Source organism: Actinoplanes siamensis, from assembly GCF_016862395.1.
GTDB lineage: Bacteria > Actinomycetota > Actinomycetes > Mycobacteriales > Micromonosporaceae > Actinoplanes > Actinoplanes siamensis.
Map to the genome: position 1 here is coordinate 122,996 of NZ_BOMW01000012.1, position 26,533 is coordinate 149,528.

Below are 26,533 nucleotides of genomic sequence, written 5' to 3' on the forward strand. Positions count from 1 at the left end.
CGGGTGCGACTCCCGATGTCAACCATCCGGCCCGCGCGGCGGGCGGCGGCCCGGAACGCCAATGGACACGCGGACCACACCGCTTGATCACGTGCTGTCACGCCCTCCGGGTGGCACACCTCGCACAACGTCAAGAATCGGACGGTCGGCCGGTGCGGCATCGTACAAACGGCCCAGCCGGGATAGGCTTTCCGCATGGTCGGCTCGGGAGCGGCACGCCCGCCAGCGATCTCCACGCTGCCCGTGCAGTCCGCGGGAGCCAAGGGATGCGCGGCCCTGGTGCACGCCTTCGACTGGTCGCGCACCTCGCTCGGCCCCATCGACCGCTGGGACTCCGCGGTGCGCGCCTCCGTCGATCTGCTGCTGGAGTCGCCGGTCCCGATGATGTTCGTCGGCGGCCCCGACTGCGTGGTGCTCTACAACGACGCCTATGCCGAGGTGCTGGGCGGCCGGCATCCGGCGGCGCTGGGCCAGCCGGCCGCGGAGGCGTTCGGCGAGGCGTGGGACCAACCCGGGATGAGCGACGTGATCGGCCAGGTGTTCCGCACCGGTCAGGCCGTGCTGGAGCCGGAGAGCCAGGTGACGCTGCGGCCGGGCGGCTCGGAGCCGGCCTTCTACACCCGCGGCCACTCGGTGGTGCGCGACTCGGCCGGCGCGATCGCCGGGGTGCTCACGGTGGCCGCCGAGACGACGCAGGTGGTGCACCGGCTGCAGAGCCTCGGCGAGCTGACCGCGCGACTGGCCGGGGCGCTCACCATCGACGACGTCACGCGCGTCGTGCTGACGTACGCGATGGCCTCTTTTGATCTTGATCATTGTGTCCTGGCGGTGGACGACGGCAGTTCCTACCGGTTCGTCCGCCGGATCCGCGGCGAGATGCTGGACGAGGCGGACGAGCGCCTGCCACCGGTCTGGCGCCGGGTCGCCGCGGTCCCGGACGCGCCGCTGGTCACGGCTGCCGAGAGCGGCCGGGCGACGTTCGTCTCGGACGGCGAGCCGCTGCGGGCGGTCGCGCAGGACCGGCACGAGCGGCGGATCCGCTCGCTGGCCGCCCTCCCGCTGCGCACGGCGTCCGTGCGCGGCGCCCTGATCATGGGTTTCCGGCGCGCGCACGTCTGGCTGCCGGCCGAGCGCGCCCTGCTGCGCGCCGCCGCCGAGCTGATCGCGCAGGCGGCCGAGCGGGCCCGCCGGTTCGAGGCTCAGCACGGCACCGCCCAGCTGCTGCAGCGCAGCATGCTACCGGAGCACCTGCCGGAACTGGACACGTTCCGCATCGCCGCACGGTACGACGTGGGTGTCGACGGCAACGCGGCGGGCGGCGACTTCTACGACGCGTTCCGGCTCTCCGACGGCCGGCTGGCCATGGTCCTCGGCGACGTGGCCGGGCACGACGTGCGGGCCGCGGCCGTGATGGGCCAGGTCCGCGCGGCGCTGCGGGCGCTCGCGCTGACCGATCCGGCCCCGCCGAGCGTGCTGGCCGGGCTGGACCGGCTGGTCGGCTCGCTGGGCGCCGAGTCGCGGAACGAGGAGATCTTCGTGACCGTGGTCTACGGCGTGCTGGACCCGGCCGACGGGTCGGTCACGCTGGCCAGCGCCGGTCATCCGCCGCCGGTGCTGCGCCGCGCCGGGCTGGGCGGCGAGCCGGCCAGCGCCGAGCTGGTGAAGGTTCCGCCGGGCGCCCCGCTCGGGCTGGGCGGCCGCTGGCAGACCGGTTCGCTGACGCTGGAGCCGGGCGACACGATACTGATGTACAGCGACGGCGTGGTCGAGCGCCGCGACCGCCCGCTGAACGAGGGTCTCGACGCCCTGGTCGCCGCGGCGGCCGGCTCGGCGAGCGGCGATCCGCGGAACATGTGCTCGCTGGCCACCGCCGCGATCGAGGGCACCACGGACGACGACGTGGCGGTGCTCGCGGTCGAGCACGCCCTGGCGATGAGCCGGGCGGCGACCATGCACGTGGCCGCCGAGCCGACCGGCCCGAGCCGGGTCCGGCAGTGGATGAGCAACCGCCTGCGCGACTGGCAGGTCCCCGAGCCGGTGATCGGCGCGGCGATCCTGTGCACCAGCGAGCTGACCACGAACGCGCTGCTGCACGCCGGCACCCCGGCGCAGGTGCACATCGACCTCAACGCGGAGCGCCTGCTGGTGTCGGTGGCCGACACCGGCACCCGGGGCAGTGTGATCCGGGCCAGGGCCGATGCCCTCGCCAGCCGTGGCCGCGGGCTCGGCCTGATCGAGGAGCTGAGCGATTCGTGGGGCACCGATCCCACGGTGCGTGGCTCCACTGTCTGGTTCGAGGTGTTGCTCAACAGAGAGTGACAGCGTGCACTCTCGATGCGAGCCTTGGGCGCCTACGACACGAACGATCACCCACAATCGCGCATATCGGCGACCAAGGATCACCTGATTCACTCGACCGCTTACCCACGGTAGTTTAATTCTGCTCTAAAGCGGACAATGAACCGTCCAGTGGTGACGAAGCGTTATCAGTGCCGTAGAGTGCTCAAGCAACTGGGGACGTCCATACTGGAGCGGCACATGCGGATCAGAGGCTATGCACCACTGACACCCTGCTGGGTGGAGCTGGCGAGCGCGGACCCTGCGCGAGCGGCACAGTTCTACGGAGAGTTGTTCGGCTGGGAGTCAGCCGGTGATCGTTTCAAGCTGAACGGCCGTGCCGTCGCGGGTCTCACCCGCAGCCAGGCGGACCGCCCGGACGGATGGTTGACCCACCTCAGCACGCCGGCCCTGGACGAGACCCTGGAGCAGGTCGCGCTCGCCGGTGGCAGCTGCCTTAGCCACCCGGCCCACGCGCACGGCGGCCGCCGTGCGATCGTCACCGACCCGGCCGGCGCGGTGCTGGGCCTCTGGGAGCCGGCCGACTTCGCCGGGGCGCAGGCGGGCGGCGAGCCGGGCACCATGTCGTGGCCGGAACTGATCACTGACGACCCGAACGCCGCGGCGCTCTTCTACGGCTCCGCGTTCGGCTGGCTGCTGCGCCACGACTTCGGCGTCGGCGAATGGCTCAACCAGGCCCACGACGCCATCGCCGGCCTCGCCCCGGGTTACCGCGGCGCCTGGTGGCGCGCGGCCTTCCAGGTCGAGGACATCGCCGAGGCGGCGGACCGCTGCGAGCGGCTGGGCGGCGCGCTGATCTCGGAGCCGGCCGAGGCCGGGCTGACCGAGTTCGCCGAGCTGCGCGACCCGTTCGGCGCACGCTTCACGGTCGCGGCGCCGGTGCACCATCCGGTCGAGCTGACCGTTTCGCTGGGCTCGCTGCCGGCTTTCGAGCGGTTCGTCTGAGAGACACCTGGAATCCGCCGAAGGCCATCATTGCGGAAAGGCCGGCCCTCCGGGGCCGGCCTTTCGCATGACATTCACCGGGTACGACCGTAAGCCCCGCCCAGCCGGCCCCGAAAGCGACAGCGACCCCGGGACACCCCCAAGCCCCGGCCGACCCCACAGGCCGGCAACCGGAAGCCCTTCGAAGCCCCGAGACCCCCCGAGCCGAGCCGTCAGGGGTCTCTCCGGACCGGGTCCGCCCGCCACGGCCGGCGGCCGCCGGACGGCCCGGAGTGGCGACCCTCTCGCGGGGCGCCACCACGGGACAAGGCACCTCCCGTACCAGCAATCAATCGGTGTGCGGCAGGCGCGTCGCCGGAATCGTCCCCAGCCGCCCCTTCTGGAAGTCCTCGAAGGCCTGCTGCAGCTCCGCCTTGGTGTTCATCACGAACGGGCCGTAGTGGACCACCGGCTCCCGGATCGGCTGCCCGCCGAGCACGAACAGATCGAGCTCGGTCTTCGCCTCCAGGCGGATCGCGTCGCCCGCGCCGAACGTCGCCAGCTGACCGAGCTTGATCGGCCGCATGTCGGTGCCGGCCCAGCCCTCGCCGGAGAGCGCGTAGACGAGCGCGTTGTACTCCGGCTGCCAGGGCAGGTCGAGCCGCGCGCCCGGCTGCAGCGTCACGTGCGCCAGGTTGATCGGCGTGAACGTGGAGCCCGGCCCCTGATGGCCGGCGATCTCACCCGCGATGATGCGGATCAGGGCGCCCCCGTCCGGCGTCGTGAGCAGGGCGGACTCCTTGCCACGGATGTCCTGGTACTTCGGGTCGATCATCTTGGCGGCGCGCGGCAGGTTCACCCAGAGTTGCAGGCCGTGGAACAGCCCGCCGCTGGTGACCAGGTGCTCCGGCGGCGCCTCGATGTGCAGGATGCCGGAGCCGGCCGTCATCCACTGGGTGTCGCTGTTGGTGATGGAGCCGCCGCCACCCATCGAGTCCTGGTGGTCCATGATGCCGTCGATCATGTAGGTGACCGTTTCGAACCCCCGGTGCGGGTGCCACGGGGTGCCCTTCGGCTCGCCCGGCGCGTAGTCCACCTCACCCATCTGGTCCAGGTGGATGAACGGGTCCAGTTCGCTCAGCGGGACGCCCGCGAAGGCTCGCCGGACCGGGAACCCTTCGCCCTCGTAGCCCTTCGGCGCGGTCGTCAGGCGGCGCACCGGGCGGTACTCCGTCGCGACCGGGTCCAGCTTCGGCAGGCGCGGCAGAACAAGGACGTCATCGACGGTGATTGCAGGCATTTCGAGCCCTCCTGACTTCGAGGACTTCAGCGTATCTCCTTCAAATCTGAAAGACCAGGACTTAGCTTCAAATCTGAAGATCTAGTGAGCTGCGTCATCCTCGCTGACCGGGCGCGCTGGCTCCGCCGTCGCCGATCGTGCACGATCTGAGCGTGGACCCCCGATCAAGGACGGGGCGGCGCTGCACTCCCGCGCGTACACGACCTACGGCTACCTCGACCCCGGCAAGGTTGCGAAGTGGCGCGGCAGGGGCTACACCATCCAACTGCGTAACGTGCACCGCTGGTGTCCGCAGGTGCACGCGATCTGCGCTGCGATGCAGAACGAGACCGGGTACGGCACGTACGCCACCGGCTTCGTGACCCCGGCGGACGGGCAGGGTCTGCACCATCACTGGGACCAGAACATGGGGTTCGTCTACCAACTCGCCGGTCGCAAGACCTGGCAGATCTGGGAGCCCGGGGTCGAGGAACCGCACCGGGAGCAGTTCGCGTCCAACACCTCGCCGGGCAGCGAGGTTCTCGGCCGCATGAAGTCGAGGCGCCCCGACTACGAGTTCGACCTCGGTCCCGCCGGACGGCCGTTCCTACCGCGTCGTCCCGACCGAGCCGGTCGACGCGGCCTGGCACGCCTCGCTCCAGCACACCGAGCCGTACCAGGCCGCCTGCGAGCAGGTCGTGGGAGAGTTCATGCACCACGTGCCGATCCTGACCGAGGGCATGGCGGACGGCTCCTCGATGGAGTACACCCGCCAGGCGCTGAAGGCGACGGGCTACTACATCGACCCCGAGTTCTGGTACGGCGAGGCGAAGTCCTGCTGCCCGCCGAACCCGGGCATCTGAAAGGCCAACTGATCGATGCGCACTGACTGGGCCGCGTTGCCCGAGGCCGTCACGAAGGAAGTCGTCGACCGCGTCGGCGGTTCTCATGTAACCCCTGCCGCGACCGGTGACCACGCGGAGATAGCCGCAACCGTTACCGGGACGGCTGGGAAGGTGTTCCTGAAGGCGGCTCATTCTGACTTCGGGGTTCGGTCGTTGCGCTTCGAGCTGCGGGTGAGTGAGGCCGTAAGCGGGTCTTGCTCGCCCGCGGTCAGGTGGCACTTCGAGACGGCCGGCTGGCTGGTCGTGGGGTTCGAGCACTGCGAAGGTCCGCACGCTGACCTGTCGCCGGACAGCCCCGATCTGGATCTTCTCGGCGAGGCGCTGGCGGCGCTGGGCAAGACACGGGCGCCGGATGTGGGGCTTCTCAGCCCGAAAGGGCGGCTCGGGTTCGAGCACCCGGCGATGGACGGTGACGCGCTGGTCCACACCGACCTCGGGCCGGCCAACCTCATCGTCACCCGGGACGGCCTGCGGATCGTCGACTGGGCGATGGCGACCAAGGCCGCGCCGTGGGTCGAGCTTGCCATCCTCGCCCAGTGGTTGATCGGCGGCGGCCACACGCCCGAGCAGGCTGAACAGTGGTTGGCGCGGTACCCCGCATGGGGCGAGGCCGGTCCTGACGTCCTCGACGACTTCGCGGCGAAGAACGCCGCGAAGTGGGCGTCGAAGGCAAAACCCGGTTCACCGGACTGGATGCACGACCTTGCCAACTTGACCGGGCAGTGGGCGGCCTATCGGCGCAGGGCCGGTGAGAAAACGTGAATCCCGTCAATCGCAGGAGGCACTCCGTGCACCGCAACACGGCCTCCGCCGCGAACGGGCCACTACCTCAAGCGCTCACACCTTCCGGATCTTGGCAAAGGCCCGGCCGATCACGGCCAGCTCCTCGTCGTCGAGAACGTCGATGAATCGTTGGCGAACGGTCTCCAGATGCGCCGGCGCGGCGGCGCGCAGCGCCGTGAGGCCCTCGCCGGTCAGCACGGCCTCCTGGCCGCGGCCGTCGCCGAGGCAGCTCTGCTTCTCGACCAGTCCGCGTTTGACCATGGAGCTGATCTGATAGGTGATCCGGCTCGGGGAGAGCACCAGCCGGCTGGCCAGCTCGCCCATCCGCATCCGGCGTCCGGGCGCGTCGGCGAGCGTGACCAGGACGTGATAGTCGTTCATGCTCAACCCGGTCGCGGTCCGGAGCTCGTCCTCCAGCGTCGTGTGCAGCGCCCACGAGCTTTCGATGAACGTGCGCCAGTGCTGCAGCTGGCTCTCACTGAGCGGTTCGGCCATGCGCGGAACCATACTCCTTCAAATCTGAAACTTCCAATCTGAAATTTGGTACGGCCGCAGCCCGGTTCCCACGATCGGGGCCGGTGGAAAATGGCGGGCCTCGCGGGCGCTCCCCCGGCTAGCGTCTCGGGCGTGAGGATCCGCCGGGCCACATCCGCCGACGCCGCCGAACTCGTGCGCCTCCGCGCCGTCCTGCTGCGCGGGTTCGAGGACTCCGGGTGGAACGACGACTGGCGCGCCCCGGCCCGGGAGACCCTGCGCGACCAACTCGGCCGGGCCGAACCGCGGCTCGCGGCGTTCGTCGTGGACCGGCCCGCGGGGAACGGCCTCGCCGCCTGCGCGGTGGGCAACATCGAGCAGCGGCTCGGCGGTCCGGGAAATCCGGGCGGCCGGGTCGGGTACGTCTACAACGTCGTCACCGACCCGGACATGCGTCGCCGCGGATACTCCCGGGGATGCGTGACCGCGCTGATCGAGTGGTTCCGGGAGCACCGGGTGCGAGCCGTCGACCTGCGGGCCTCGGCCGACGGGGAACCCCTCTACACGTCGCTCGGCTTCCGGCGCGGCGCGGAGGCCGGGATGCGCCTGCGACTCAGCTGACCCGGGTCTGCAGGGACCGGGTCAGCTCGGCGCGCAGCCGGTCCAGGTCCGTCCCCCGGTCGGCCAGGATCCGCATGGCCAGGCCCTGACCCTCGCGGAGCACGCCCAGCATGATGTGCTCGGGCGCGATGAACTTGTGCTTGAGGCGCAGCGCCTCGCGCAGCGACAGCTCCAGCACCTTCTTGTTCCGCCCGGAGAACGGGATGTGCCCGCCCGAGGCGTAGAGCCTCCCGAAGATCCCGCGCTTCTTCCGGGCAGGCCTGGGCAGGTGCAGCGCGCCGGCGCCGAAGTTCTCCTCGATCGCGGCGCGCACCGCGTCCAGGTCGATGCCGATCGCCTTGAGGGCGGCGGCGTCCTCGGCGTCCCGGTCGGCCGCGGCGGCCGCCTCGCCGCCCAGGTCGCCGGCGTGACCGACGACGGCGGCGCGCACCCACTCGCGGTCGACGCCGGCCTCGCGCAGCACCACGGCCGCACCGTTGTCGAGGGCGATCAGCGAGAGCAGCAGGTGCTCCGTGCCGATCACCGGATGGCCCAGGTCACGGGCCTGCTGCTGGGCGCCGGTCACGACGGCGCGGGCGCTCTGGGTGAACCGCTCGAACATCTCAATCCTCCCGCGGGTCGATCATCGGCATCAGCCGTGCGTGTTTCTTGTGGACACCCTGGCGGGTCACCTCGAGCGCATCGGCGATCTCCTGCCAGGACCAGCCCTTCTTGCGCGCGTTCGCCACCTGCAGGTGCTCCAGGCCCTCCAGCAGGCGGCGCAGCGCCACCACCGCGCGCAGGCCGACCCGGGGGTCGGCGCTGCTCGCGGCGGCGGCGAGATCGGTAGCCTCGGTCATGTCGTCAACTTACGTTGACACCATCCACCGTGTCAACCCCGGTTGACGCGCGGGACGCTCAAGGCCTGTCGCCGGGATCACGCGAGCGCACGGCGAGGTCCGGGCGGTGGTTGTGCTTTCCCTGAGCGCCGCCCGGGCCACGCCGCGGCCCCCGCGTGATCCACGCGACAAGCCCTAAGCTGACGCGCATGGATCAGATCGAGCGCTTCGCCGACGTCGTCGTCCGGGCCGGGGTCAACGTGCAGCCCGGGCAGGGTGTCGTTCTCAACACCGACACCGCCCACCTGGAGATCGCCCGCGCGGTGGTCCAGGCCGCCTACGCCGCCGGCGCCGCCTGGGTCGAGCCGATCTGGTCCGACGGCCCGATGCGCCGCTCCGAGGTCGACCACGCGAGCCTCGACCAGCTGCGGGCCAGCCGCCCGTGGGCGCTGGAGCGCATCCGTGAGTGGGGCGCGCAGGGCGCCGCGTGGATCACCCTGGTCGGCGACGCCGACCCGCACGTGCTCGACGGCGCCGATCCGGTCAAGGCCGCCGCGCGACGGGCCGGCGAGTCGCTCGCCCGGCGCGACGTGGTGATGGGCAAGCTGCGCTGGACCGCTGTCGGCGCGCCCAACCCGGGCTGGGCCAGCCAGATCTTCGGCGAGCCCGACCTCGACCGGCTCTGGCAGGCGGTGGCCATCGCGATGCGGCTCGACCAGGACGACCCGGTGGCGGCCTGGCAGCGGCGGTCCGCGACGCTCGCCGAGCGCGGGGCGGCGCTGGACGCGCTGGAGCTGACCGAGATCCGCTACCAGGGCGAGGGCACCGACCTGACCGTCGGCCTGATCCCGGGCTGCCACTGGACCGGCGGCGGGATGCTGGACCGCGACGGCATCGCGTACCTGCCGAACATTCCGACCGAGGAGGTCTTCACCAGCCCCGACCGGCGCCGCGCCGACGGCGTGCTGCGGGTGACCAAGCCGCTGGCGCTGGCCGGCCGCCTGGTCACCGGGCTGCGGCTGACCTTCGAAGGCGGGCGGATCACGTCGGTCGCCGCCGACGAGGGCGCCGACATCGTCGAGGCGCAGCTGGCCACCGACGAGGGCGCGCGCCACCTGGGCGAGGTTTCGCTGGTCGACCGGGAGAGCCGGATCGCGAAGGCCGGGATCGTGTTCCACAACACGCTCTTCGACGAGAACGCGGGCTGTCACGTGGCGTGGGGGCAGAGCTTCCCGTTCGCGGTGCCGGGCGGGGTGGCGATGAGCCCCGAGCAACGGGCCGGGCTGGGGCTGAACACGTCGGGCGTGCACACCGACGTGGTGATCGGCGGCGCCGGGATCAGCGTGACCGGCACCGGGCCGAAGGGGACCATCGACATCATCCGTGACGACGAGTGGGTGCTGGAGTGACCTGACGCGGGCGCCCCGGACGGCCGGCTCTCCACATCGGACCTCGGCCGGCGTCCGGCGCCGCGGCGCGGGCGGCTCCCCGCCGGAGCGCGGCCGGCGGTGTGGCGCCGGCGGCTCCGGGACGAGGCCGGCGGGGTCAGGCCATGAAGAGGATCGCCGCGGTGCCGAGCAGCACCAGGAGCAGCATGGTGACGAGGAGGCCGGTCTCGGCGGCCGGTGCGGTCTCGGGTCCGGGCGTGGTGGTCAACGGCTCACTGCTCATGGCGGGATTTCCTCCGCGGGGTGGGACGCGTCGATCGGCGTGATCGTGTTGGACGTGCGCGCGGCGGGCGGGGGATCTACGGTGAGGGCGTCGTCGACCTCAGAGGGGTTGCCTGTGCCAACGGAGGACTGGCTGCTGACCGCCGCCGAACGCGGCAACCCGCACAGCCACATACCCACGTGGTGCTCGGGAAACACCGCCGAACCCCTGATTCACGGGAAAACGTACTTCTCCCGGTTGATGGCGGAGGTGGAGAAGCTCCGCGAGGGTGACCACCTGCTGTTCACCGACTGGCGGGGCGATCCGGACGAACTGGCCGCCGACGACGGGCCGGCGATCGCCGAGCTCTTCGCGTCCGCCGCCCGCCGCGGGGTGATCGTCAAGGGCCTGCTCTGGCGGTCCCATCTGGACAAGCTGGCGTACAGCGAGGAGGAGAACCGCAACCTCGGCGACCAGATCCGCGAGGCCGGCGGCGAGGTCCTGCTCGACCAGCGGGTCCGGCGCGGCGGCTCGCACCACCAGAAGCTCGTCGTGTTGCGGCATCCCGGCCGGCCCGAGCTGGACGTCGCGTTCGCCGGCGGCATCGACCTGTGCCACAGCCGCCGGGACGACGCGGAGCACCACGGCGATCCGCAGCCGGTGCGGATGGCCAAGGCCTACGGGCCCACTCCGCCCTGGCACGACGTCCAGCTGGAGTTGCGCGGCCCGGTGGTCGGCGCGCTCGACCTGACGTTCCGGGAGCGCTGGTCCGACCCGGCGCCGCTCGACCAGCACGGCCCTGTCTCCACGATCGCCGACAAGCTGAAACACGCCGACCTGCACGCCGACCGGCTGCCGCCGCAGCCGCCCGACCCGCCGGCGGCCGGGCCGCTGACCGTGCAGGTGCTGCGGACCTACCCGGCGATGCGCCCGCGGTACACGTTCGCGCCGCTCGGCGAGCAGACCGTGGCCCGCGGCTACACCAAGGCGATCAAGCGTGCCCGCCGGCTGATCTACCTGGAGGACCAGTACCTCTGGTCGGCCGAGGTGGCCCAGCTGTTCGCCGAGGCGCTGCAGGCCAACCCGGAGCTGCACCTGATCGCCGTGGTGCCCCGGCACCCGGACGTGGACGGCCGGTTCGCGCTGCCGCCCAACCAGGTCGGCCGGGAGCAGGCCATCGACCTGTGCAGGAGCGCCGCGTCCGACCGGGTGCACGTCTTCGACCTGGAGAACCACGCGGGCACCCCGATCTACGTGCACGCCAAGGTCTGTGTGGTCGACGACGTCTGGTGCAGCGTGGGCAGCGACAACTTCAACCGTCGATCGTGGACGCACGACAGCGAGCTGTCCTGCGCGATCCTGGACGACACCCGGGACGAGCGGGCGCCGGTGGACCCCGCCGGGCTGGGCGACGGCGCCCGCCGGTTCCCGCGCGAGCTACGGCTCGCCCTGACCCGCGAGCACCTGGACCGCGAGGACGGCGACGATCAAGATCTTCTGGACCCGATGGCGATCGTACGGACCATGACCGCCGCCGCCGAGGCCCTGCGTGACTGGCGTGACAACGGACGCCGGGGCCCGCGCCCGCCCGGGCGCCTGATCCCGCACGAGACGGTACGGCTCCCCTGGTTCCAGCGTCTCTGGGCGACCCCGGCGTACCGCCTGATCTACGACCCGGACGGCCGCCCGTGGCGTGATCGCCGGGCCGGCCGGTGGTGAGGGGGTATATCCAGCCATACCCCTGATCCGGATGCCAGCGGGATGGGCCGCGAGTCACCGGCTGCCTACGGTGAATCCGTGTCCACCACCAACCTGAGCGCGGCTCTCCGCCAACGCCGCTACCTGCTCACCTCCTGGCCGTGGCGGTCGGCGGCGTTCCTGTCCACCACCGCTGTCGTCGCGGCGCCGCTGTCGTTCGGCCTCACCCTGCTGTTGCTGCCGCTGCTGGTCTCCGGCCGGCGGATCGCCCACGGCGACCTGCCCACCCCGGCGATCCTCTTCCTGGTCGTGGTCGCCGCCGTGCTGCTGGCCGCCGGTGCCCCACTGGTCGCGCTGCCGGTCGCCGCCCTGGAGCGGCGGCGCCTGCGGCTGGTCGACCGGCGGCCGTTGCGCGGCGCGACCCATCCCGCCGGCCTCGCCGCGCTGTTCCGGGCGGAGGCCACCTGGCGCGCGGTGCTCTACACCACGCTGCTGGCCCTGCTCGCGCCACCGGTCTTCTTCGCGGCGTTCCTGGCGCTGCTCGCCGAGGTGCTGATGATCGGCAGCCCGTTCGGCGTCGGCACCTGGCAGTTCGGGAACTACACGGTGCACGGGGGCTCGCGCGGCCTCCCGCTCTGCCTGCTCGGGATCGTGCTGGTCCCGGTCCTGCTCTACCTGGCCGGCGCGCTCGCCGCCGGGCAGGCGATGCTGGCCCGGCGCCTGCTCGGGGCCGGCGACCCGTTGCGTGACCAGCTCAGCGAGGTGTCCCAGTCCCGGGCCCGGCTGGCCGACGCGTTCGACGCGGAGCGCCGCCGGATCGAGCGGGACCTGCACGACGGCGCGCAGCACCGGCTCACCAGCCTCACCCTGCACCTGGGCATGGCCCGGCTGGACCTGCCGGAGGACTCCCCCGCCGCGGGGCCGCTCGGGCTGGCGCACACCCAGGCCAAGGAGCTGATGGTGGTGCTGCGCGACCTGGTGCACGGGATCCGCCCGCAGGTGCTGACCGATCTGGGCTTGCCGGCCGCGCTGCGCGAGCTGGCCGGCAGCTCCCCGGTCCCGGTCACCGTCGAGGCGGCGATCGCGGCCCGGCCGCCGGAGAGCATCGAGACCACGGCGTACTTCGTGGCCGCCGAGGCGCTGACGAACGTCGCCAGGCACGCCCACGCGACCGAGGCCCGGGTCCGGGTGCGCGGTGACGGCACCCGGGTGGAGCTGGAGATCGAGGACAACGGGCGGGGCGGCGCCGACCCGCAGACGGGTAGCGGGCTGACCGGGCTCGCCGATCGGGTGGCGGCGGCCGGTGGCCGGTTGCTGCTGGCCAGCCCGGCGGGCGGGCCGACGCTGCTGAGGGTGGAGCTGCCGTGTCCGAGGTGACCGCCAGGGTGGTCCTGGCCGAGGACGGGGTGCTCCTGCGCGAGGGGCTGATCGGGGTGCTGGGCCGGTTCGGCTTCACCGTGGTGGACGCGGTGGGCGACGCCGAGCAGCTGATCACGGCGGTCGCCGCGCACGAGCCGGATCTGGTGGTCACCGACATCAAGATGCCGCCGGACTTCCGCGACGAGGGGCTGCGCGCCGCGGTGCGGCTGCGCCGGGAACGCCCCCGCCTGCCGGTGGTGGTCCTGAGTCAGTACGTGCAGGAGGAGTACGCGTCCGACCTGATCGGCACTGGCGACGGGGTGGGTTACCTGCTCAAGGACCGGGTGGCGGACATCGAGGATTTCGTGGCGGCGCTGCGGGCCGTGCTGGCCGGCGGCACGGTCGTCGACCCGGAGGTGGTGCGGCGGCTGCTGCACCGGCCGCGGGATCCGCTGGCCGGGCTGTCGCCGCGGGAACGGGAGGTGCTGGGGTTGATCGCGGAGGGGCGGTCGAACTCGTCGATCGCGGGGGCGCTGTTCGTGAGCGAGACCGCGGTGGGCAAGCATGTCGGCAACATCCTGGCCAAGCTGGGGCTGCCGCCGACCGACGACACCAACCGGCGGGTCCTGGCCGTGCTGACCTATCTGGGCGCCCGGGGCTGACAGGGGCGCCGTCTCGCCCCGCGCGGCAGCCGCGTCCGGAGCGGCGGCGGCCTGTGGGGGTGCCGGTGTCCGTGAGTTGCCAGTCGTGCGGGGCCGAGACCGGGGCGGCCGGGTCGCCTTCCACGGTCGGGCTGATCCGCCAGGCGTGCATCGGCGGCGGCCCGGTCGCGAACAGCGGTCCAGGACGTTCCTACGTCCCGCGGCGACACGCAGGACGTCTTTCTATGCCGCCACTTTCCATGCCGCCACGGCCGCGGCGAGGCGGTCCGGCACGTCATGAGCGTGATACGGCCATTCCGACTGCTCGATGCGGGCGAGAAAGCCGGCGTACGTCGCGGCCGACTCCAACGGCGCGACCGGCCGCAGCAGTTCCACTGCCCGTTCCGGATCGCTGCCCGGTACGGCTTCCCGCCAGCGCCGCGCCCACGCCGTGACCAGCGGCTCCGGCGCCTCCACGCCGTCGATCAGCCGGAGCAGGTCGAAAGCCGGATTGCCGATCGCCGCATCGCCCCAGTCGACGATCGTCAGCCGGTCCGCCCCGTCGGTACGCACATTGCCCGGGTGCAGGTCGCCGTGCACCAGCGTGTCCGGCAGCCCGCACCCGGCGACGGCGGCCAGCCGGTCCGGCAGCCCGTCGATCAGCTCGGCGAGCCCGGGAATGCCACCGAGATAGGGCGCGGCCACGGCGGCGAACCGCCCCGCCGCCAGCCGCCGGTCCGGCGCCCCGGCCCCGGCCAACTCCTCCGGATGGCGGGCGAAATGCTGCTGAACCGGGTGGAACGCCTCGGCGATCGCCGCGCACAGTTCCGGGCCGGCGCCGTACCGGTCCTCCCCCGGTACGTGCGCGAGCAGCATCCGTCCCTCCTCGCCGGCCGCCAGCACGTACGGCACCAGCTCCGGGGCCACCGAGGCGACCAGGCCCAGCACCGCCGGCTCGTGCGCGAAGAACCCGGGCACCTGCTTGATCCAGGCCACCGGCCCCTGCGCGCCGTCCACCCGCCAGATCGCGGACAGGTTCCAGGTGCGCTGCTGGCGCACTGTCACGTCGGCGAGCCCGAGCCGGTCCAGCGCACCGGATGCCCAGGCCAGCGTGGCGGCCGGTCCGCCCGGCGAGGCCCACGGCGCCCGGTGCGCGTGGGGCGTCAGATCGGCGCCGAGCGGGATCAGCCCGTCCGGCCGTTCCCGGGTCTCGGCCAGGTAGGTGACGTGCCCGCCGGGCGGGGCCGGCCGGTCCGTGCGCAGCAGCCGCAGCACGGTCACATCGACGCCCGCGCCGGCGACCACCTCGGCCACCTCCTGCCACCAGGGGCTGCCGACGGGGAACGGGGGCAGCGCGCCGAGCAGCTCACCGGCCGGATCGACGAGCACCAGGGTCACGGTTCGAGACACTGTCTCATTCTCTCCCACAGGTGGTCCCGGTCGGCCCGCCCCAGCAGACGCAGCCGGGCCATCCCGCCGTCGGGGAACACGTCGAGTCGCGCGTGCGTCACTTCCGGGCCCTTGGCCAGCGGGAACCGGTGCGGGGTGTCGGGGCGCAGCGCGGTCCTGGGCAGCAGCTCGATCTGATCGCCGGTGGCGGTGATGCCGGTGAGGACGGCCCAGCCGGGTGCGTTTCCCTTGAAGTGGCTGGTGTCCAGATCGGCGAAGCGCAACCTGGCCGGGGCCGCGAGTCGCACCAGCACCCAGTCGTTGGCGTCGTCGCGGCGGCGCGACGTCTCCCAGCCGTCGCCCATGTTCTGCGCCCGGCCGGGCATCAGCATGCGCTGCGGGTGCCCGTAGAACATGTTGCTGCAGTCGACGACGCGGCCCCCGTACTCCGCGGCGGCGACGTCGAAGACCTTCGGCAGCAGCTCCGGGTCGGGGATCACCTCGCCGTGCACACGCAGCCGGGCCACGCCGCCGTCCGGGTAGATGTTGAGCCGCACGTGGGTGAAGCGACGGCCGTCGCCGATCGGGAAGCGATTGCCGCTGTCGCCGGTGAGCCCCTGGCGCGGCAGGATCTCCACCCACTCGGCCCCGGCCAGCTCCTCCGGGCCCGGATAGCCGGGCAGGGCGGTCGCGTCGACAGACGCGAACGGCGGGTAGTTGCCGGTGAAGAACGCGGTGTCGATGTCGACGCCGTGGATCACTCCGGGCGCGCCGAGCCGGATCACGGCGAAGTCGTGCCCGGGACCGCGCCGCCGCCGGGTCTCCCACCCGTCGTACACCTGGCCCTTGTGGTCGAAGGTCTTCGGCGTGTGTCCGGGGGCGGCGGGCAGCACGAGGTGGTCGGCGGCGGCGAAGAACTCGTCGTTGGCGTGCACGACGCCACCGCCGAGGGCCCGCGACGCCAGGTCGGCCAGTGCGGTGAAGTCCTCCATCAGCTCCCCCTCGTCAGGAGTCGTCCGCCCGGTGCGCCACCGGCGACCGGGAAGCCGCGCAGCCAGGTGGCGCGCACCACGCCGCGCAGCGTCCTGCCGGCGTACGGCGTCACCGGGTTCTTGTGGTGCAGCGCGTGCGCGTCGACCACGAACTCGGCGTCCGGGTCGAAAGCGACCAGGTCGGCGTCGGCCCCGACCGCGATCCGTCCCTTGTGTTCCAGCCCGGCCAGGTCGGCCGGACCGGTCGCCATCCAGCTCACCACATCCGCGAGCGGGAAGCCCCGGGCTCGCGCCGCCGTCCAGATCACCGGCAGCCCGAGCTGCACCGACGCGATGCCGCCCCAGGCCGCGGCGAAGTCGCCGGTGTCCTGCCGCTTGAGCTCCGGCGTGCACGGCGAGTGGTCGCTCACCACGCAGGTGATCAAGCCGGCGGCCAGCGCCTCCCAGAGCTGGTCGGCATTCGCCGCGTCGCGGATCGGCGGGCAGCACTTGAACTCGGTCGCGCCGTCCGGGATCGCCGCCGCGTCCAGCGTCAGGTAGTGCGGACAGGTCTCCGCGGTGACCCGGACGCCGTCGGCCCGCGCCCGGGCGATCAGTGGCAGCGCCGAGGCGGCCGACAGGTGCAGGATGTGCACCCGGCGGCGCGCCGCACGGGCCACCTCGATCGCGGTGGCGACGGCGGCGTGCTCGGCAACGGCCGGCCGGGAGGCGAGGAAGTCGGCATAGGCCGCCGAGCTGGTCGCCTCCCGCAGGTGACCGGGGTCCTCGGCGTGCACGAGGAACAGCGCGTCGGCGGCGGCCATCGCCTCGGCGAGCTGGTCCCGGTCGACCGGCGGGAACTCCGGGACGCCGGAGTCGGCGAGGAAGGCCTTGAAGCCGAACACCCCGGCGGCGTGCAGCGCCGGGATCCGGGCGGCGTTGCCGGGGACGACGCCGCCCCAGAACCCGACGTCGACGTGGCACTGGCCGGTGGCGGCGGCTTGCTTGGCCGCCAGCGCGGCGGTGTCGACGGTCGGCGGCAGGCTGTTGAGCGGCATGTCGATGATCGTGGTCACGCCACCGGCGGCGGCCGCCCGGGTGGCGGTGGCGAAGCCTTCCCACTCGGTGCGTCCTGGCTCGTTGACGTGCACGTGAGTGTCCACCAAGCCCGGTGACAACACGGTGTCGGCGAGATCGACGTCGGCGCTCGCGGCCACCTCTGCCGCGTAGGGCCGGATCGCGACGATCCGCCCGTCCCGGACCGCCACCGCCGCCGGGACCTCGCCGCCGATCGTGATCACCCGGCGGGACCGCACCACGAGATCGACCATGGCCAGACCCTAACGACGATCTGTTTCCACCACACGCCCTTCTCGCCGGCGCCGGAATCCGGGCGCGTAACCTTCGGCCCATGATGCGACGCTGGGGACTGGCCCTGCTCAGTGCGGCCTGTGGGGTGCTCGCGGCCGTTCCCAAGCTGTCGCAGGGCTCACCTGCCGGCGCGGCCGCCCTGCTGGCGCTCTTCCTGGTGCTGGCGGTGGTGACGTCGCCGCTGGTCTTCCCGCGCGGTGTGCGCGCCGCCGAGGCGGCCACCGCCGGCCGGCCGGTGGTCTACTGGCGACCCGGCTGTCCGTACTGTCTGCGGTTGCGCGCCCGGCTCGGCCCGGACGCGGCCCGCCTGGAGTGGGTGGACATCTGGAAGGATCCGGAGGGCGCGGCGGTCGTCCGCGGCTTCGCCGACGGCAACGAGACGGTGCCCACGGTGGTCTTCGGCGGCGAGGGCTTCGTCAATCCCGACCCGCAGTTCGTCCGGGACAGACTGCAGACCGATTAGGTGTACGACCGGAGCGTCCGGCCCCCCCCCCGCGGCGACCGCGCCGGTCAGGTCGCCCGACCGGCGCGGCCCGATTCCAGACCGTCGGCGATTCGGCGCAGCCAATGTGTCGCGATGGGAACGAGGAGACGGACCAGCGCTCCCGGAAGGGCCAGGCCGATCGAAGCTCCGGTCAACCGGATCCGACACCTGTCGTCTGGAGCGCTGTCAGCTGCTCGCGGGCGAAGCCGGCGTCGGCCAGGGCGCCGCAGTCCAGCCCGCGCAGCAGGTATCCGGCCAGGGCGCGGGCGGTGGCCGGCTCGTCCATGATGCCGCTGTCCTGCCGGTCCAGGTAGCGCCGCAGGCGCGCGACCGCGGCGTCGCGGCCGTCCCGGAAGAAGGCGTACGTCGCGGCGTACCGGCTGGGCAGCTGCGCCGGGTGCAGATCCCAGCCCTGGTAGTAGCCGTGTTCCAGGGAGCGGCGGACCAGCCGGTGGTGCAGTCGCCAGGCGGCGTGGACGGCGTCGCGCCCGCCGGCCGGCAGGACGTTGGTGGAGCCGTCGGAGAGCCGGACACCGGTCTGGGCGGCGGCTGCCTGCATGACCGCCTTGGCGTAGTCGGCCGCCGGGTGTTCCATCGACTGGTACGCGGCGGCCACTCCGGCGGCGGCGCTGTAGTCGTAGGTGCCGTAGTGCAGGCCGGTGCACCGCCCGGCGGCCGCGGTGATCAACCGGGCCACGGTGGCCGTGCCGTCCGCGGCGAGCACCGCCGCGGGCAACTCGACCTGGATCTCGAACGTCAGGGCGCCGGTGCTCAGGCCGTACCCCGTCTCCAATCTCTCGCAGACCGCGACCATCGTCTCGACCTGGACCGGACCGCTCACCTTGGGCAGCGTGATGGTGAAGGTGCCGGGGCAGGACTCCAGCCACAGGTCGAGGGTGCGCAACGAGCGGCGGCGCGTGGCCGCCTCCAGGGACTTGATCCGCAGGCCGACGAAGGGCGGGCGGGGGCCGTCGCGCAGGATCGCGGCGGCCTCGCGGACCGCGGCGTCCTCCTGGTCGTCGTCGCGGACGCCGTAGCCGTCCTCGAAGTCGACGCGCAGGTCCTCGATCGGTTCGCGGGCCAGCTTGTCACGGACCGTGGGGTCGGGCCACGGGAAGCCGTGCTCGTCCATCGCGGCCAGCGCGATCGCGCCCCAGTCGCGGAAACCGCCGAGCTTGTCGGCGGGCACGTAGACGGTGTGCACGGGTTGCCGCCCGGCGCGCTCCCCCGGGTACCGGGCCCGGAGGAACGCGTCGTGGGCGGCGAGGCGCCGGTCGATCTCGGAATAGTCATGATCGGACAGGCGCATCCCTCTCTCCCCCGGTCAGTCGATCGAGTCGTAGGCGGCGGTGGTGAGGAAGTCGGCGAAGTCGTCGGCCAGGGCGACCCGCTCGAACAGCTTGCGGGCGTCCTCGAAGCGGCCACCCTCGCCCACCGCCTCCCGGATCTTCTCAAGCTCCTCGTCCTCGATCCGGGCGACCAGCTCGGCGGTGATCGGGGTGCCGTCCGGCAGTTTCACGCCGTTGTGGATCCACTGCCAGATCTGCGAGCGGGAGATCTCCGCGGTGGCGGCGTCCTCCATCAGGTTGTGGATCGCCACCGCGCCGTTGCCGCGCAGCCAGGCCTCCAGGTACTGCAGGCCGACGTTGACGTTGTTGCGCAGGCCGGCCTCGGTCACCTTGGCGCCCAGCGCGGCGACGTCGAGCAGGTCGGCGGCCTCGACCGCGACGTCCGGGCGCAGTTTCGCGAGCTGGTTCGACTTGTCGCCGAGCACCCGGTCGAAGATCTCCTGGCAGACCGGCACCAGGTCGGGGTGGGCCACCCAGGAGCCGTCGAAGCCGTCGCCTGCCTCGCGCTCCTTGTCCTCCCGGACCTTGGCCAGGGCCACCTCGTTGACCTGCGGGTCCCGGCGGCTGGGGATGAAAGCGGCCATGCCGCCCATGGCGAACGCCCCGCGTCTGTGGCAGGTGGAGACCAGCAGTTCGGTGTACGCCCGCATGAACGGCGCGGTCATCGTCACCGCGGCGCGGTCCGGCAGGATCATCCGCGGGTTGTCGCGGAAGTACTTGATGATGCTGAACAGGTAGTCCCAGCGGCCGGCGTTGAGCCCGGAGATGTGCGGGCGCAGCGCGTGCAGGATCTCCTCCATCTCGAACGCGGCCGGGATGGTCTCGATCAGCACGGTGGCCCGGATGGTGCCGACCGGGATGCCCAGCCTCTCCTGCGCGTGGGTGAAGACGTCGTTCCAGAGCGCCGCCTCCTTGTGGGACTCCATCTTCGGCAGGTAGAAGTACGGCCCGCTGCCGCGTTCGAGCAGCTCCTTCGCGTTGTGGAAGAAGTAGAGGCCGAAGTCGACGAGGGCGCCGACGGCCGGCTCGCCGTCGACCGGCAGGTGGCGCTCGTCCAGGTGCCAGCCGCGCGGGCGCATCACGATCGTCGGGTACGGGCCGCCGTTCAGCTCGTACGTCTTCGCGTCCGTCTCCAGCGAGATCGTGCGCCGGATCGCGTCGTAGAGGTTGCGCTGGCCGTCGACCACGTTGGACCAGTGCGGGGTGTTGGCGTCCTCGAGGTCGGCCAGCCACACCTTGGCGCCCGAGTTGAGCGCGTTGATGGTCATCTTCCGCTCGGTCGGCCCGGTGATCTCGACGCGGCGGTCCCGCAGGTCGGCCGGGGCGGGCGGGGCGGACCACTCGGCGGCGCGGATGTCCGCGGTCTCGGCGAGGAAGCCGAGGTTGGCGCCCGCGGCGATCTCGGCCCGCCGGGCGGCACGCGCCTGGAGGAGCTCGTTGCGGCGGGGCCGGAACCTCCGGTTCAGGTCGGCGACGAACGCCACGGCCTCGTCGGACAGGATCTCAGTCATCGTTGACGGCTCCTCTCGGTATGGTTACTCCCGCGTAGCGTAATGGTGACGCCGGCCCGCGTCAGCGGCCGTGAGCGCCAAGAAGATCACACTTGGCGCACGACTGTCGTCTATCCCCGCAGCAGGCGCCGATGCGCACGCCTCGCCTCCATGGTCAAGGTCCGCTCGTCTGCGTTGACCAGCTCGCCGCGCTCGACCACCGGCCGGCCGCCGACCAGCGCCAGCTCGACCCGCGCCGGCGGGCCGAAGACCAGCGCCGCCACCTTGTCCCTGATCCCCTCGTGGCCCAGCCCGTCCAGTCGCCACATCACCAGGTCACCCAGCTTGCCGGTCTCGAGCGAGCCGAGGTGCTCCGACCGGCCCAGGCAGCGCGCCCCGCCCATGGTGCCGAGCCGCAGCGCCTCGCGGGCGTCCATCGCCGCGGGCCCGCCGCGCAGGCGCGCCGTGTAGAGCGCCTGCCGCAGCTCCGCGCCGAGGTGCGAGACCTCCTGCGACGCCGCGCCGTCCACCCCGAGCCCCACCGGTACGCCCCGGTCGAGCAGGTCGCGCACCCGGGCCGTGCCGGCGCCCAGGCGCGCGTTGGAGCTGGGGCAGTGCGCCACCCCCGTCCCGGTCGCGCCGAGCCTGGCGATCGCCGAGTCGTCCAGGTGCACCCCGTGGGCGAGCCACACGTCGTCGCCGAGCCAGCCGACGCGCTCCGCGTACTCCACCGGGGTGCAGCCGAACCGCGTGCGGCAGAACTCCTCCTCGTCGCCGGTCTCGGCGAGGTGCGTGTGCAGCCGCACGCCCCTGCGCCGGGCCAGCGCCGCGGACTCCTCCATCAACCGGGTGGTGACCGAGAACGGCGAGCACGGCGCCACCGCTATCTGCAGTGTCGCGTCCGGCGACGGGTCGTGCCAGCGGTCGATCGCCGCCTCGGTCGCGGCCAGCGCCTCGTCGGTGTCCTCGACCACGTGGTCCGGCGGGAGGCCGCCGTCCTTGCGGCTCAGGTCCATCGAGCCGCGGGTCGGGTGGAAGCGCAGCCCGATCCGCCGAGCCGCCTCGATCTCGGCGGCCAGCACGTCACCGCCGTCGCGCGGGAAGACGTAGTGATGATCCATGCTGGTGGTGCAGCCGGAGAGCGCGAGCCAGCCCAGCCCGGCGCCGGCCGCCGCGCCGACGATCTCCGCGTCCAGCCGGCCCCAGATCGGGTACAGCGTGGTCAGCCAGCCGAAGAGCGTCTCGTCCAGAGCGAGCCCGCGGGTGGCCCACTGGTAGAGGTGATGGTGGGTGTTGATCAGCCCCGGCGTGACCAGACAACCCGTACCGTCGACGCTTGTCGTTCCAGGCGGGACAACCGGCTTCCCGGCGCCGACGGCGGTGATCCGTCCGTCGTCGCCGATGACCACGTGGCCGTCCGGGTATTCGGTGCCGGAGGCGTCCACCGTGGCGATCGCGGCGTTCTCGACGGCGATCACAGATACCACTCCACGGCTGCCGGCGGCACGTCGTCGCGCGTCACCGTGCCCTCGATCAGTCCGTACGGCCGGTCACCGGCGAGGAACACCTCGTTCTCGTTCTCCAGGCCGAAGACCGAGAGATCGACCAGGTAGTGATGCTTGTTCGGCAGCGCCAGCCGGATCTCGGCGAGCTCCGGGCGGGCGGTGAGCACCATGGTGCCCATCGACATCAGCGTCTGCTGCAACGACATGCTGTACGTGTTGACGAAGGCGTCGGTCAGCGCGTCCACGGCGCCCTCGAACGACGTGCCCCAGTCGGCCCGGTCGCCCAGGTGACGCCACTTCGCGTCCACAGCGGTCGCCAGGATGCGGTCGGTGGTCTCCGGCAGCGTGGTGTACCGGTCCCTCACGAACCCGTGGAACTCCGACGCGGTGGTGTTCATCAGGACCAGGCCGGTGACGCCGGAGACGACCTGGGTCGCCTCGCGGGTCACGGTGACCGCCGTGGTCCGCGTGTGCTCACCTCGCCGCCGGAACGAGTGCGGGCCGAGCCGGTCCCACGCGAACGACTCGACCGTCACCCGCGCCGAGCGCACCTGGCCCTGTGTCTCGACGAAGTGCCGGGCGAGCAGCAGCGCGAACGTCTCCGGCTCGCCGACACCGTGCTGCTTGGCGAACGCGTACACCGTGTTCTTCATCGTGTCGGTCGGCAGCACGCCGGCGTTGTCACCGGTCAGATGGGTCGCGCTCAGGTCGCCGGAGAGCGCGACGCCGACGTTGAGGTCGACCAGCCGGTGCGTGTCACCGTCCCGGTGCACACGGACCAGCCTGGTCTCCGCCTTGCCGTAACGATTGGGTCCGAGCACGATGGCCAACGGGTCTCAGCTCCCTCGATAGGTGGTGTAGCCGTACCGGCTGAGCAGCAGCGGCACGTGGTAGTGACGATCCGGATCGTTGACGTGGAAGGCCACCGTGATCTCCGGGAAGAAGCAGTCCCGGCCGAGGTGGGGCTCCACGTAGAACAGCAGCCGGTAGCCCCCGGCCTGCCACTCGCGCATCGGCACCCGGTAGCGCAGGCGGCCGTCGTGGTCGGTGCGGCCCTCGGCGATGGTCCGCCAGCCGTCCGCGTCGCGCCGCTCCAGCCGCACGTGGACATCCGCCGCCGGGTCGCCGGTGGCGGTGTCCAGGATGTGCGTCGAGATGCGGGCGTGTGCCTCCGGGGCGGTGCCGTCGTCAGAGGGCATCGAGCACCCGCTCCAGCCGCCGCCCCGCGATCTTGCGGAGCTCCTCCGCGACGATCGCCCGCTCGGCGGCCTCGTCGTTGTCCAGCCGCGCGCGGGCGGCCGCCAGGATCTCGGCCTGGCTCCGGCCGCTCGCGAAGATCAGGAAGACGTGGCCGAACTTCTCCTCATAGGCTCTGTTGGCCTCGGCCAGCGCCTGTCTCGTCCGGTCGTCGGCGGTCCGGGCCGCGGCCGACTGCTCGGTGCGGGACCAGGCGGCCGCGGGCGAGTCACCGGCCGCGCGCTCGCCGATCCGCGGATGCGCGGACAGGCTCTGCAGAATCTCCGCCCAGGTCAGTGCCCGTGCCGCGGCGTCGGCCGCGGCGACGATGGCGGCCCGGTCGGCAAAGGGCCTGCCGGCGGCGATCCCGGCGCCCCAGGCCGGCGCCGCCAGGCAGGCCAGCAGTCGCTCCGCCAGACGCTCGGCCGGCAGCGCGTTGAAGGTCTCCACCGCGCTCATGGGTCACCTCTCCTCCGTGTCGATCAGTCAAGCGGGCCGGCTCCGCCGCGTGCACCGGCGGAGCGAGGAATCGACACGGCCACCCTGCCACGAACCGGAGGCCGGAACACGCCCGATCGACCGTCCTGTGGACAACCGCCGGTTGTCCACAGGCCCCCGGCGAATTGTCGGTGGGACCGGTAAGACTGTGCGCGTGCTGATCCCCGCCGACGCCCTGCCCGATCTTCCGGTCCGCGACCTGCTGCCGGAGGTGAGCGCCACGCTGTCCGGGGCCGGAGCGGCGGTGCTGGTCGCGCCGCCTGGCACGGGCAAGACCACGCTGGTCCCGCTGGCCCTGGCCGGCGATGGCCGGGTGCTGGTCGCGGAGCCGCGCCGGGTCGCGGCGCGGGCCGCCGCCCGCCGGATGGCCGCGCTGCTCGGCGAGCAGGTCGGTGAGCGGGTGGGTTATGCGGTGCGCGGCGACCGGCGGGTCTCCCGGCGCACCGTGGTCGAGGTGGTCACCACCGGCCTGCTGGTCCGCCGGCTGCAGCGCGACCCGGAGCTGGCCGGCGCCACGGCGGTGATCCTCGACGAGTGTCACGAGCGGCACCTCGACTCCGACCTGGCGCTGGCCTTCCTGGTCGAGGTGCGCGGCGTGCTGCGGCCCGACCTGCGGTTGCTGGCCACCTCGGCCACCGCCGACGCGGACCGGCTGGCCCAGGTGCTCGGCGAGCCGGCCCACCCGGCGCCCGTACTGACCGCGCACGCCCGCACCCATCCCGTCGAGGTGATCTGGGCCCCGCCGCCCGGCCCGATCGCGCCGCCGCACGGCCTGCGGGTGGATCCGAGACTGCTCGACCACGTGGCCGCGACGGCCCGCCGCGCGCTCGCCGAGGGCGACGGTGACGTGCTGGTCTTCCTGCCCGGCGCGCGGGAGATCGAGACGGTCGCCGACCGGCTGCACGGCGCCGGGGCCGACGTGCTGCCGTTGCACGGCCGGCAGTCCGGTGCGGCGCAGGACGCCGCGCTGCGGCCCGGTCCGCGCCGCCGCGTCGTGCTGGCCACCGCGGTGGCCGAGAGCAGCCTGACCGTGCCGGGTGTGCGGGCGGTGGTCGACTGCGGGCTCAGCCGCGTGCCACGGATGGATCACGCGCGCGGGCTGGGCGCCCTGGTGACCGTTCCGGTGTCCCGCTCGTCGGCGGCCCAGCGGGCCGGCCGGGCCGGGCGTGAGGCGCCTGGGCGGGTTTACCGGTGCTGGCCACAAGCACGGCACGACCGGTTGCCGGCACAGCCCGAGCCGGAGATCGCGGCGGCGGACCTGACCGGTTTCGCCCTCGACCTGGCGCTCTGGGGCGATGCCTCGGGCAGCGGGCTGGCGTTGCCCGACCAGCCGCCGGCCGGGGCGATGCGCGCGGCCACCGCTACGCTGCACGACCTCGGCGCGATCGACGACTCGGGGCGGGTGACGCCGCGCGGGCGGGCGCTGGCCGGCGCGGGCCTGCACCCGCGCCTGGCTCGCGCGCTGCTCGACGGCGCCGGGCTGGTCGGGACCCGCCGGGCCGCGGAGATCATCGCGGTGCTCGACGACCCCGGATCCGCGACGAGCGACCTGGTCGCGGCCCTCCGGCGGGCTCGGGCCGCGGGTGATCGAGCGTGGCTCGCCGAGGTACGCCGTCTGGCCGCCGCCACCGAACCGGAGGCGGGCGCCTCGCCGGCTTCCGCCGCGGCCGAGGCGCCGGGTCCGGGCGGTGCGCGGGTCCCCGACGATCTGGCTGTCGGCCTGGTGGTCGGGCTCGCCTATCCCGAGCGGGTGGCGCTGGCCCGCGACCCGGGCGGGCAGGCGTATCTGATGGCCGGCGGCACCGCGGCCGACCTGCCGCCGGAGAGCCCGCTGGCCGGCACGCCCTGGCTGGCGGTGGCCGTCGCGGACCGGGCGGCCGGGGCACGCACGGCACGGATCCGCAGCGCCGCGCCGCTCGACGAGGCCACCGCACGCGAGGTCGCGGCGGCCATGTTCACCGAGGAGTCCGAGATCGGCTGGGTCGACGGCGACGTGCTGGCCCGGCGGGTGCGGCGGCTCGGCGCGATCACGCTGACCAGCACCCGGTTGACCGATCCTGATCCGGCGGCGGTGCGCGTCGCCCTGCTGGCCGGGCTGCGTGGCGCCGGTCTGGGCCTGCTCACCTGGAGCCGCGCGGCCGAGGAGCTGCGGGCCCGGCTCGCCTTCGCGCACGCGGCGCTCGGCGACCCGTGGCCGGACGTCTCCGACGCCGCTCTGCTGGAGCACGCCGAGGACTGGCTGGATCTGGGCTCCGCCCGCCGCCGCGCCGACCTGGCCCGGCTCGACGTGGCGGCCGCGCTGCGCCGGGCGGTGCCCTGGTCGGTGGCCGGCCGGCTGGACGAGGTCGCTCCGGAACGGCTGCCGGTGCCGAGCGGATCGCAGATCCGGGTGGACTACTCCGATCCGGCCGCGCCGGTGCTCGCGGTGAAGGTACAGGAGGCGTTCGGCTGGCGGGAGGCGCCGCGGCTGGCCGAGGGGCGGGTTCCGGTGCTGCTGCACCTGCTCTCGCCGGCGGGGCGGCCGGTGGCGGTCACCAGGGATCTCGCGTCGTTCTGGGTTCAGGGCTATCCGCAGGTGCGCGCCGAGATGCGCGGGCGCTATCCCCGTCATCCCTGGCCGGAGGACCCGATGACCGCCGTGCCGACCCGCCGGGCCAACCCCCGCTCCCGATGATCACGATAACTGCCATCCGCGTCCCCGCCGGCCCGAGCCGGCCGGGCGGCGGGGCG

24 protein-coding genes and 3 pseudogenes are annotated in these 26,533 nt (G+C 73.0%); 12 read left to right on the forward strand and 15 right to left on the reverse strand.

What is annotated here, in order from left to right; genetic code table 11:
- Positions 1-195 precede the first annotated feature (195 nt).
- Both Asi03nite_RS05390 and Asi03nite_RS05395 read left to right on the forward strand, forming a co-directional pair.
- Positions 196-2,319: an ATP-binding SpoIIE family protein phosphatase gene (locus Asi03nite_RS05390; RefSeq protein WP_203677279.1), complete on the forward strand. Its 2,124-nt coding sequence runs from the start codon at positions 196-198 to the stop codon at positions 2,317-2,319.
- A 153-nt stretch (positions 2,320-2,472) separates the two neighbouring features.
- Positions 2,473-3,303, forward strand: coding sequence for a VOC family protein (locus Asi03nite_RS05395; RefSeq protein ID WP_239102412.1), 831 nt, complete (start codon positions 2,473-2,475; stop codon positions 3,301-3,303).
- A 328-nt stretch (positions 3,304-3,631) separates the two neighbouring features.
- On the opposite strand, the gene Asi03nite_RS05400 is transcribed toward Asi03nite_RS05395, so the two are convergent.
- Entirely contained in the window at positions 3,632-4,582 is a 951-nt protein-coding gene (locus Asi03nite_RS05400) for a pirin family protein (RefSeq protein WP_203677280.1), read from the reverse strand.
- Positions 4,583-4,856: 274 nt separating this feature from the next.
- Between Asi03nite_RS05400 and Asi03nite_RS38860 the strand changes: the two are divergent.
- From Asi03nite_RS38860 to Asi03nite_RS05415, 3 genes and pseudogenes are all read left to right on the forward strand, one after another.
- Positions 4,857-5,054 (forward strand): annotated as a pseudogene (locus tag Asi03nite_RS38860) (JmjC domain-containing protein); the annotation flags it as partial.
- A 217-nt stretch (positions 5,055-5,271) separates the two neighbouring features.
- Positions 5,272-5,424: a hypothetical protein gene (locus Asi03nite_RS05410; RefSeq protein WP_203677281.1), complete on the forward strand. Its 153-nt coding sequence runs from the start codon at positions 5,272-5,274 to the stop codon at positions 5,422-5,424.
- A gap of 15 nt (positions 5,425-5,439) precedes the next feature.
- Positions 5,440-6,228, forward strand: coding sequence for a phosphotransferase family protein (locus Asi03nite_RS05415; RefSeq protein ID WP_203677282.1), 789 nt, complete (start codon positions 5,440-5,442; stop codon positions 6,226-6,228).
- Between the two features lie 75 nt (positions 6,229-6,303).
- On the opposite strand, the gene Asi03nite_RS05420 is transcribed toward Asi03nite_RS05415, so the two are convergent.
- A complete protein-coding gene (locus tag Asi03nite_RS05420) occupies positions 6,304-6,744 on the reverse strand; it encodes a MarR family winged helix-turn-helix transcriptional regulator (protein WP_203677283.1) in 441 nt (146 codons plus the stop codon).
- A 132-nt stretch (positions 6,745-6,876) separates the two neighbouring features.
- Here Asi03nite_RS05420 and Asi03nite_RS05425 point away from each other — a divergent pair, with 132 nt between their 5' ends.
- A complete protein-coding gene (locus tag Asi03nite_RS05425) occupies positions 6,877-7,344 on the forward strand; it encodes a GNAT family N-acetyltransferase (RefSeq protein WP_239102413.1) in 468 nt (155 codons plus the stop codon).
- On the opposite strand, the gene Asi03nite_RS05430 is transcribed toward Asi03nite_RS05425, so the two are convergent.
- From Asi03nite_RS05430 to Asi03nite_RS05435, 3 genes and pseudogenes are all read right to left on the reverse strand, one after another.
- On the reverse strand, positions 7,337-7,774 hold the full coding sequence (locus Asi03nite_RS05430) for a Clp protease N-terminal domain-containing protein (protein ID WP_307833989.1): 438 nt from the start codon (positions 7,772-7,774) through the stop codon (positions 7,337-7,339). The genes Asi03nite_RS05425 and Asi03nite_RS05430 overlap by 8 nt on opposite strands.
- Positions 7,772-7,945: pseudogene (locus Asi03nite_RS38770) on the reverse strand (Clp protease N-terminal domain-containing protein); the annotation flags it as partial. The gene Asi03nite_RS05430 and the pseudogene Asi03nite_RS38770, both read right to left, overlap by 3 nt.
- Before the next feature lies 1 nt (position 7,946).
- Complete coding sequence (locus Asi03nite_RS05435; RefSeq protein ID WP_203677286.1) at positions 7,947-8,183, reverse strand: helix-turn-helix domain-containing protein; 237 nt, start codon at positions 8,181-8,183, stop codon at positions 7,947-7,949.
- Positions 8,184-8,371: 188 nt separating this feature from the next.
- Here Asi03nite_RS05435 and Asi03nite_RS05440 point away from each other — a divergent pair, with 188 nt between their 5' ends.
- Entirely contained in the window at positions 8,372-9,571 is a 1,200-nt protein-coding gene (locus tag Asi03nite_RS05440) for an aminopeptidase (RefSeq protein ID WP_203677287.1), read from the forward strand.
- 136 nt (positions 9,572-9,707) lie between these two features.
- Here the strand turns inward: Asi03nite_RS05440 and Asi03nite_RS38440 are convergent, their stop codons facing one another.
- Entirely contained in the window at positions 9,708-9,833 is a 126-nt protein-coding gene (locus Asi03nite_RS38440; protein WP_275409327.1) for a hypothetical protein, read from the reverse strand.
- Between the two features lie 114 nt (positions 9,834-9,947).
- On the opposite strand from Asi03nite_RS38440, the gene Asi03nite_RS05445 reads away from it, so the two are divergent.
- The 3 genes from Asi03nite_RS05445 (at position 9,948) to Asi03nite_RS05455 (ending at position 13,531) form a co-directional block, all read left to right on the forward strand.
- Complete coding sequence (locus Asi03nite_RS05445) at positions 9,948-11,531, forward strand: phospholipase D family protein (RefSeq protein WP_203677288.1); 1,584 nt, start codon at positions 9,948-9,950, stop codon at positions 11,529-11,531.
- A gap of 78 nt (positions 11,532-11,609) precedes the next feature.
- Positions 11,610-12,887: a sensor histidine kinase gene (locus Asi03nite_RS05450; protein WP_239102414.1), complete on the forward strand. Its 1,278-nt coding sequence runs from the start codon at positions 11,610-11,612 to the stop codon at positions 12,885-12,887.
- A complete protein-coding gene (locus Asi03nite_RS05455) occupies positions 12,875-13,531 on the forward strand; it encodes a response regulator (protein ID WP_203677290.1) in 657 nt (218 codons plus the stop codon). Before Asi03nite_RS05450 ends, Asi03nite_RS05455 begins: the two co-directional genes overlap by 13 nt.
- Before the next feature lie 222 nt (positions 13,532-13,753).
- Here Asi03nite_RS05455 and Asi03nite_RS05460 read toward each other — a convergent pair whose 3' ends face one another.
- Genes Asi03nite_RS05460 through allB form a run of 3 tightly spaced genes read right to left on the reverse strand, consistent with a single transcriptional unit; the run spans position 13,754 to position 17,201 of the window.
- Positions 13,754-14,920, reverse strand: a complete 1,167-nt coding sequence (locus Asi03nite_RS05460) for an aminoglycoside phosphotransferase family protein (RefSeq protein WP_203677291.1) — start codon at positions 14,918-14,920, stop codon at positions 13,754-13,756.
- Complete coding sequence (gene alc, locus Asi03nite_RS05465) at positions 14,905-15,891, reverse strand: allantoicase (protein WP_203677292.1); 987 nt, start codon at positions 15,889-15,891, stop codon at positions 14,905-14,907. Before alc ends, Asi03nite_RS05460 begins: the two co-directional genes overlap by 16 nt.
- Positions 15,891-17,201: an allantoinase AllB gene (gene allB, locus Asi03nite_RS05470; RefSeq protein ID WP_203677293.1), complete on the reverse strand. Its 1,311-nt coding sequence runs from the start codon at positions 17,199-17,201 to the stop codon at positions 15,891-15,893. Before allB ends, alc begins: the two co-directional genes overlap by 1 nt.
- An 80-nt stretch (positions 17,202-17,281) precedes the next feature.
- On the opposite strand from allB, the gene Asi03nite_RS05475 reads away from it, so the two are divergent.
- Positions 17,282-17,704 (forward strand): glutaredoxin domain-containing protein, encoded by a 423-nt coding sequence (locus Asi03nite_RS05475; RefSeq protein ID WP_203677294.1) that lies wholly within the window; start codon positions 17,282-17,284, stop codon positions 17,702-17,704.
- A gap of 172 nt (positions 17,705-17,876) precedes the next feature.
- Here Asi03nite_RS05475 and Asi03nite_RS05480 read toward each other — a convergent pair whose 3' ends face one another.
- From Asi03nite_RS05480 to uraD, 6 genes and pseudogenes are all read right to left on the reverse strand, one after another.
- Positions 17,877-19,034: a DUF6986 family protein gene (locus Asi03nite_RS05480; RefSeq protein ID WP_203677295.1), complete on the reverse strand. Its 1,158-nt coding sequence runs from the start codon at positions 19,032-19,034 to the stop codon at positions 17,877-17,879.
- A 15-nt stretch (positions 19,035-19,049) separates the two neighbouring features.
- Positions 19,050-20,588 (reverse strand): annotated as a pseudogene (aceB, locus tag Asi03nite_RS05485) (malate synthase A); the annotation flags it as partial.
- A gap of 107 nt (positions 20,589-20,695) precedes the next feature.
- The gene (locus Asi03nite_RS05490) at positions 20,696-22,042 is read right to left on the reverse strand and encodes an 8-oxoguanine deaminase (RefSeq protein ID WP_203677297.1); all 1,347 of its coding nucleotides are present in this window, start codon (positions 22,040-22,042) and stop codon (positions 20,696-20,698) included.
- Positions 22,039-22,890, reverse strand: a complete 852-nt coding sequence (gene pucL, locus Asi03nite_RS05495) for a factor-independent urate hydroxylase (protein WP_239102436.1) — start codon at positions 22,888-22,890, stop codon at positions 22,039-22,041. Before pucL ends, Asi03nite_RS05490 begins: the two co-directional genes overlap by 4 nt.
- 15 nt (positions 22,891-22,905) lie before the next feature.
- A complete protein-coding gene (gene uraH / locus Asi03nite_RS05500) occupies positions 22,906-23,268 on the reverse strand; it encodes a hydroxyisourate hydrolase (protein WP_203677299.1) in 363 nt (120 codons plus the stop codon).
- The gene (gene uraD / locus Asi03nite_RS05505) at positions 23,258-23,764 is read right to left on the reverse strand and encodes a 2-oxo-4-hydroxy-4-carboxy-5-ureidoimidazoline decarboxylase (RefSeq protein ID WP_239102416.1); all 507 of its coding nucleotides are present in this window, start codon (positions 23,762-23,764) and stop codon (positions 23,258-23,260) included. The genes uraH and uraD overlap by 11 nt, the downstream gene beginning before the upstream one ends.
- Before the next feature lie 199 nt (positions 23,765-23,963).
- On the opposite strand from uraD, the gene hrpB reads away from it, so the two are divergent.
- Complete coding sequence (gene hrpB, locus Asi03nite_RS05510; protein WP_203677430.1) at positions 23,964-26,477, forward strand: ATP-dependent helicase HrpB; 2,514 nt, start codon at positions 23,964-23,966, stop codon at positions 26,475-26,477.
- Positions 26,478-26,533: the final 56 nt, after the last annotated feature.

Excerpts from the sequence above, each read along its gene's own strand:
- Asi03nite_RS05410 (WP_203677281.1), top strand. The coding sequence starts at position 5,272 with ATGCACCACGTGCCGATCCTGACCGAGGGCATGGCGGACGGCTCCTCG.
- Asi03nite_RS38440 (WP_275409327.1), bottom strand. The coding sequence starts at position 9,833 with ATGAGCAGTGAGCCGTTGACCACCACGCCCGGACCCGAGACCGCACCG.
- allB (WP_203677293.1), bottom strand. The coding sequence starts at position 17,201 with ATGGTCGATCTCGTGGTGCGGTCCCGCCGGGTGATCACGATCGGCGGC.
- Asi03nite_RS05420 (WP_203677283.1), bottom strand. The coding sequence starts at position 6,744 with ATGGCCGAACCGCTCAGTGAGAGCCAGCTGCAGCACTGGCGCACGTTC.
- Asi03nite_RS05435 (WP_203677286.1), bottom strand. The coding sequence starts at position 8,183 with ATGACCGAGGCTACCGATCTCGCCGCCGCCGCGAGCAGCGCCGACCCC.
- Asi03nite_RS05415 (WP_203677282.1), top strand. The coding sequence starts at position 5,440 with ATGCGCACTGACTGGGCCGCGTTGCCCGAGGCCGTCACGAAGGAAGTC.
- Asi03nite_RS05440 (WP_203677287.1), top strand. The coding sequence starts at position 8,372 with ATGGATCAGATCGAGCGCTTCGCCGACGTCGTCGTCCGGGCCGGGGTC.
- Asi03nite_RS05390 (WP_203677279.1), top strand. The coding sequence starts at position 196 with ATGGTCGGCTCGGGAGCGGCACGCCCGCCAGCGATCTCCACGCTGCCC.
- Asi03nite_RS05400 (WP_203677280.1), bottom strand. The coding sequence starts at position 4,582 with ATGCCTGCAATCACCGTCGATGACGTCCTTGTTCTGCCGCGCCTGCCG.
- Asi03nite_RS05475 (WP_203677294.1), top strand. The coding sequence starts at position 17,282 with ATGATGCGACGCTGGGGACTGGCCCTGCTCAGTGCGGCCTGTGGGGTG.
- alc (WP_203677292.1), bottom strand. The coding sequence starts at position 15,891 with ATGGAGGACTTCACCGCACTGGCCGACCTGGCGTCGCGGGCCCTCGGC.
- Asi03nite_RS05480 (WP_203677295.1), bottom strand. The coding sequence starts at position 19,034 with ATGCGCCTGTCCGATCATGACTATTCCGAGATCGACCGGCGCCTCGCC.
- uraH (WP_203677299.1), bottom strand. The coding sequence starts at position 23,268 with ATGCCCTCTGACGACGGCACCGCCCCGGAGGCACACGCCCGCATCTCG.
- uraD (WP_239102416.1), bottom strand. The coding sequence starts at position 23,764 with ATGAGCGCGGTGGAGACCTTCAACGCGCTGCCGGCCGAGCGTCTGGCG.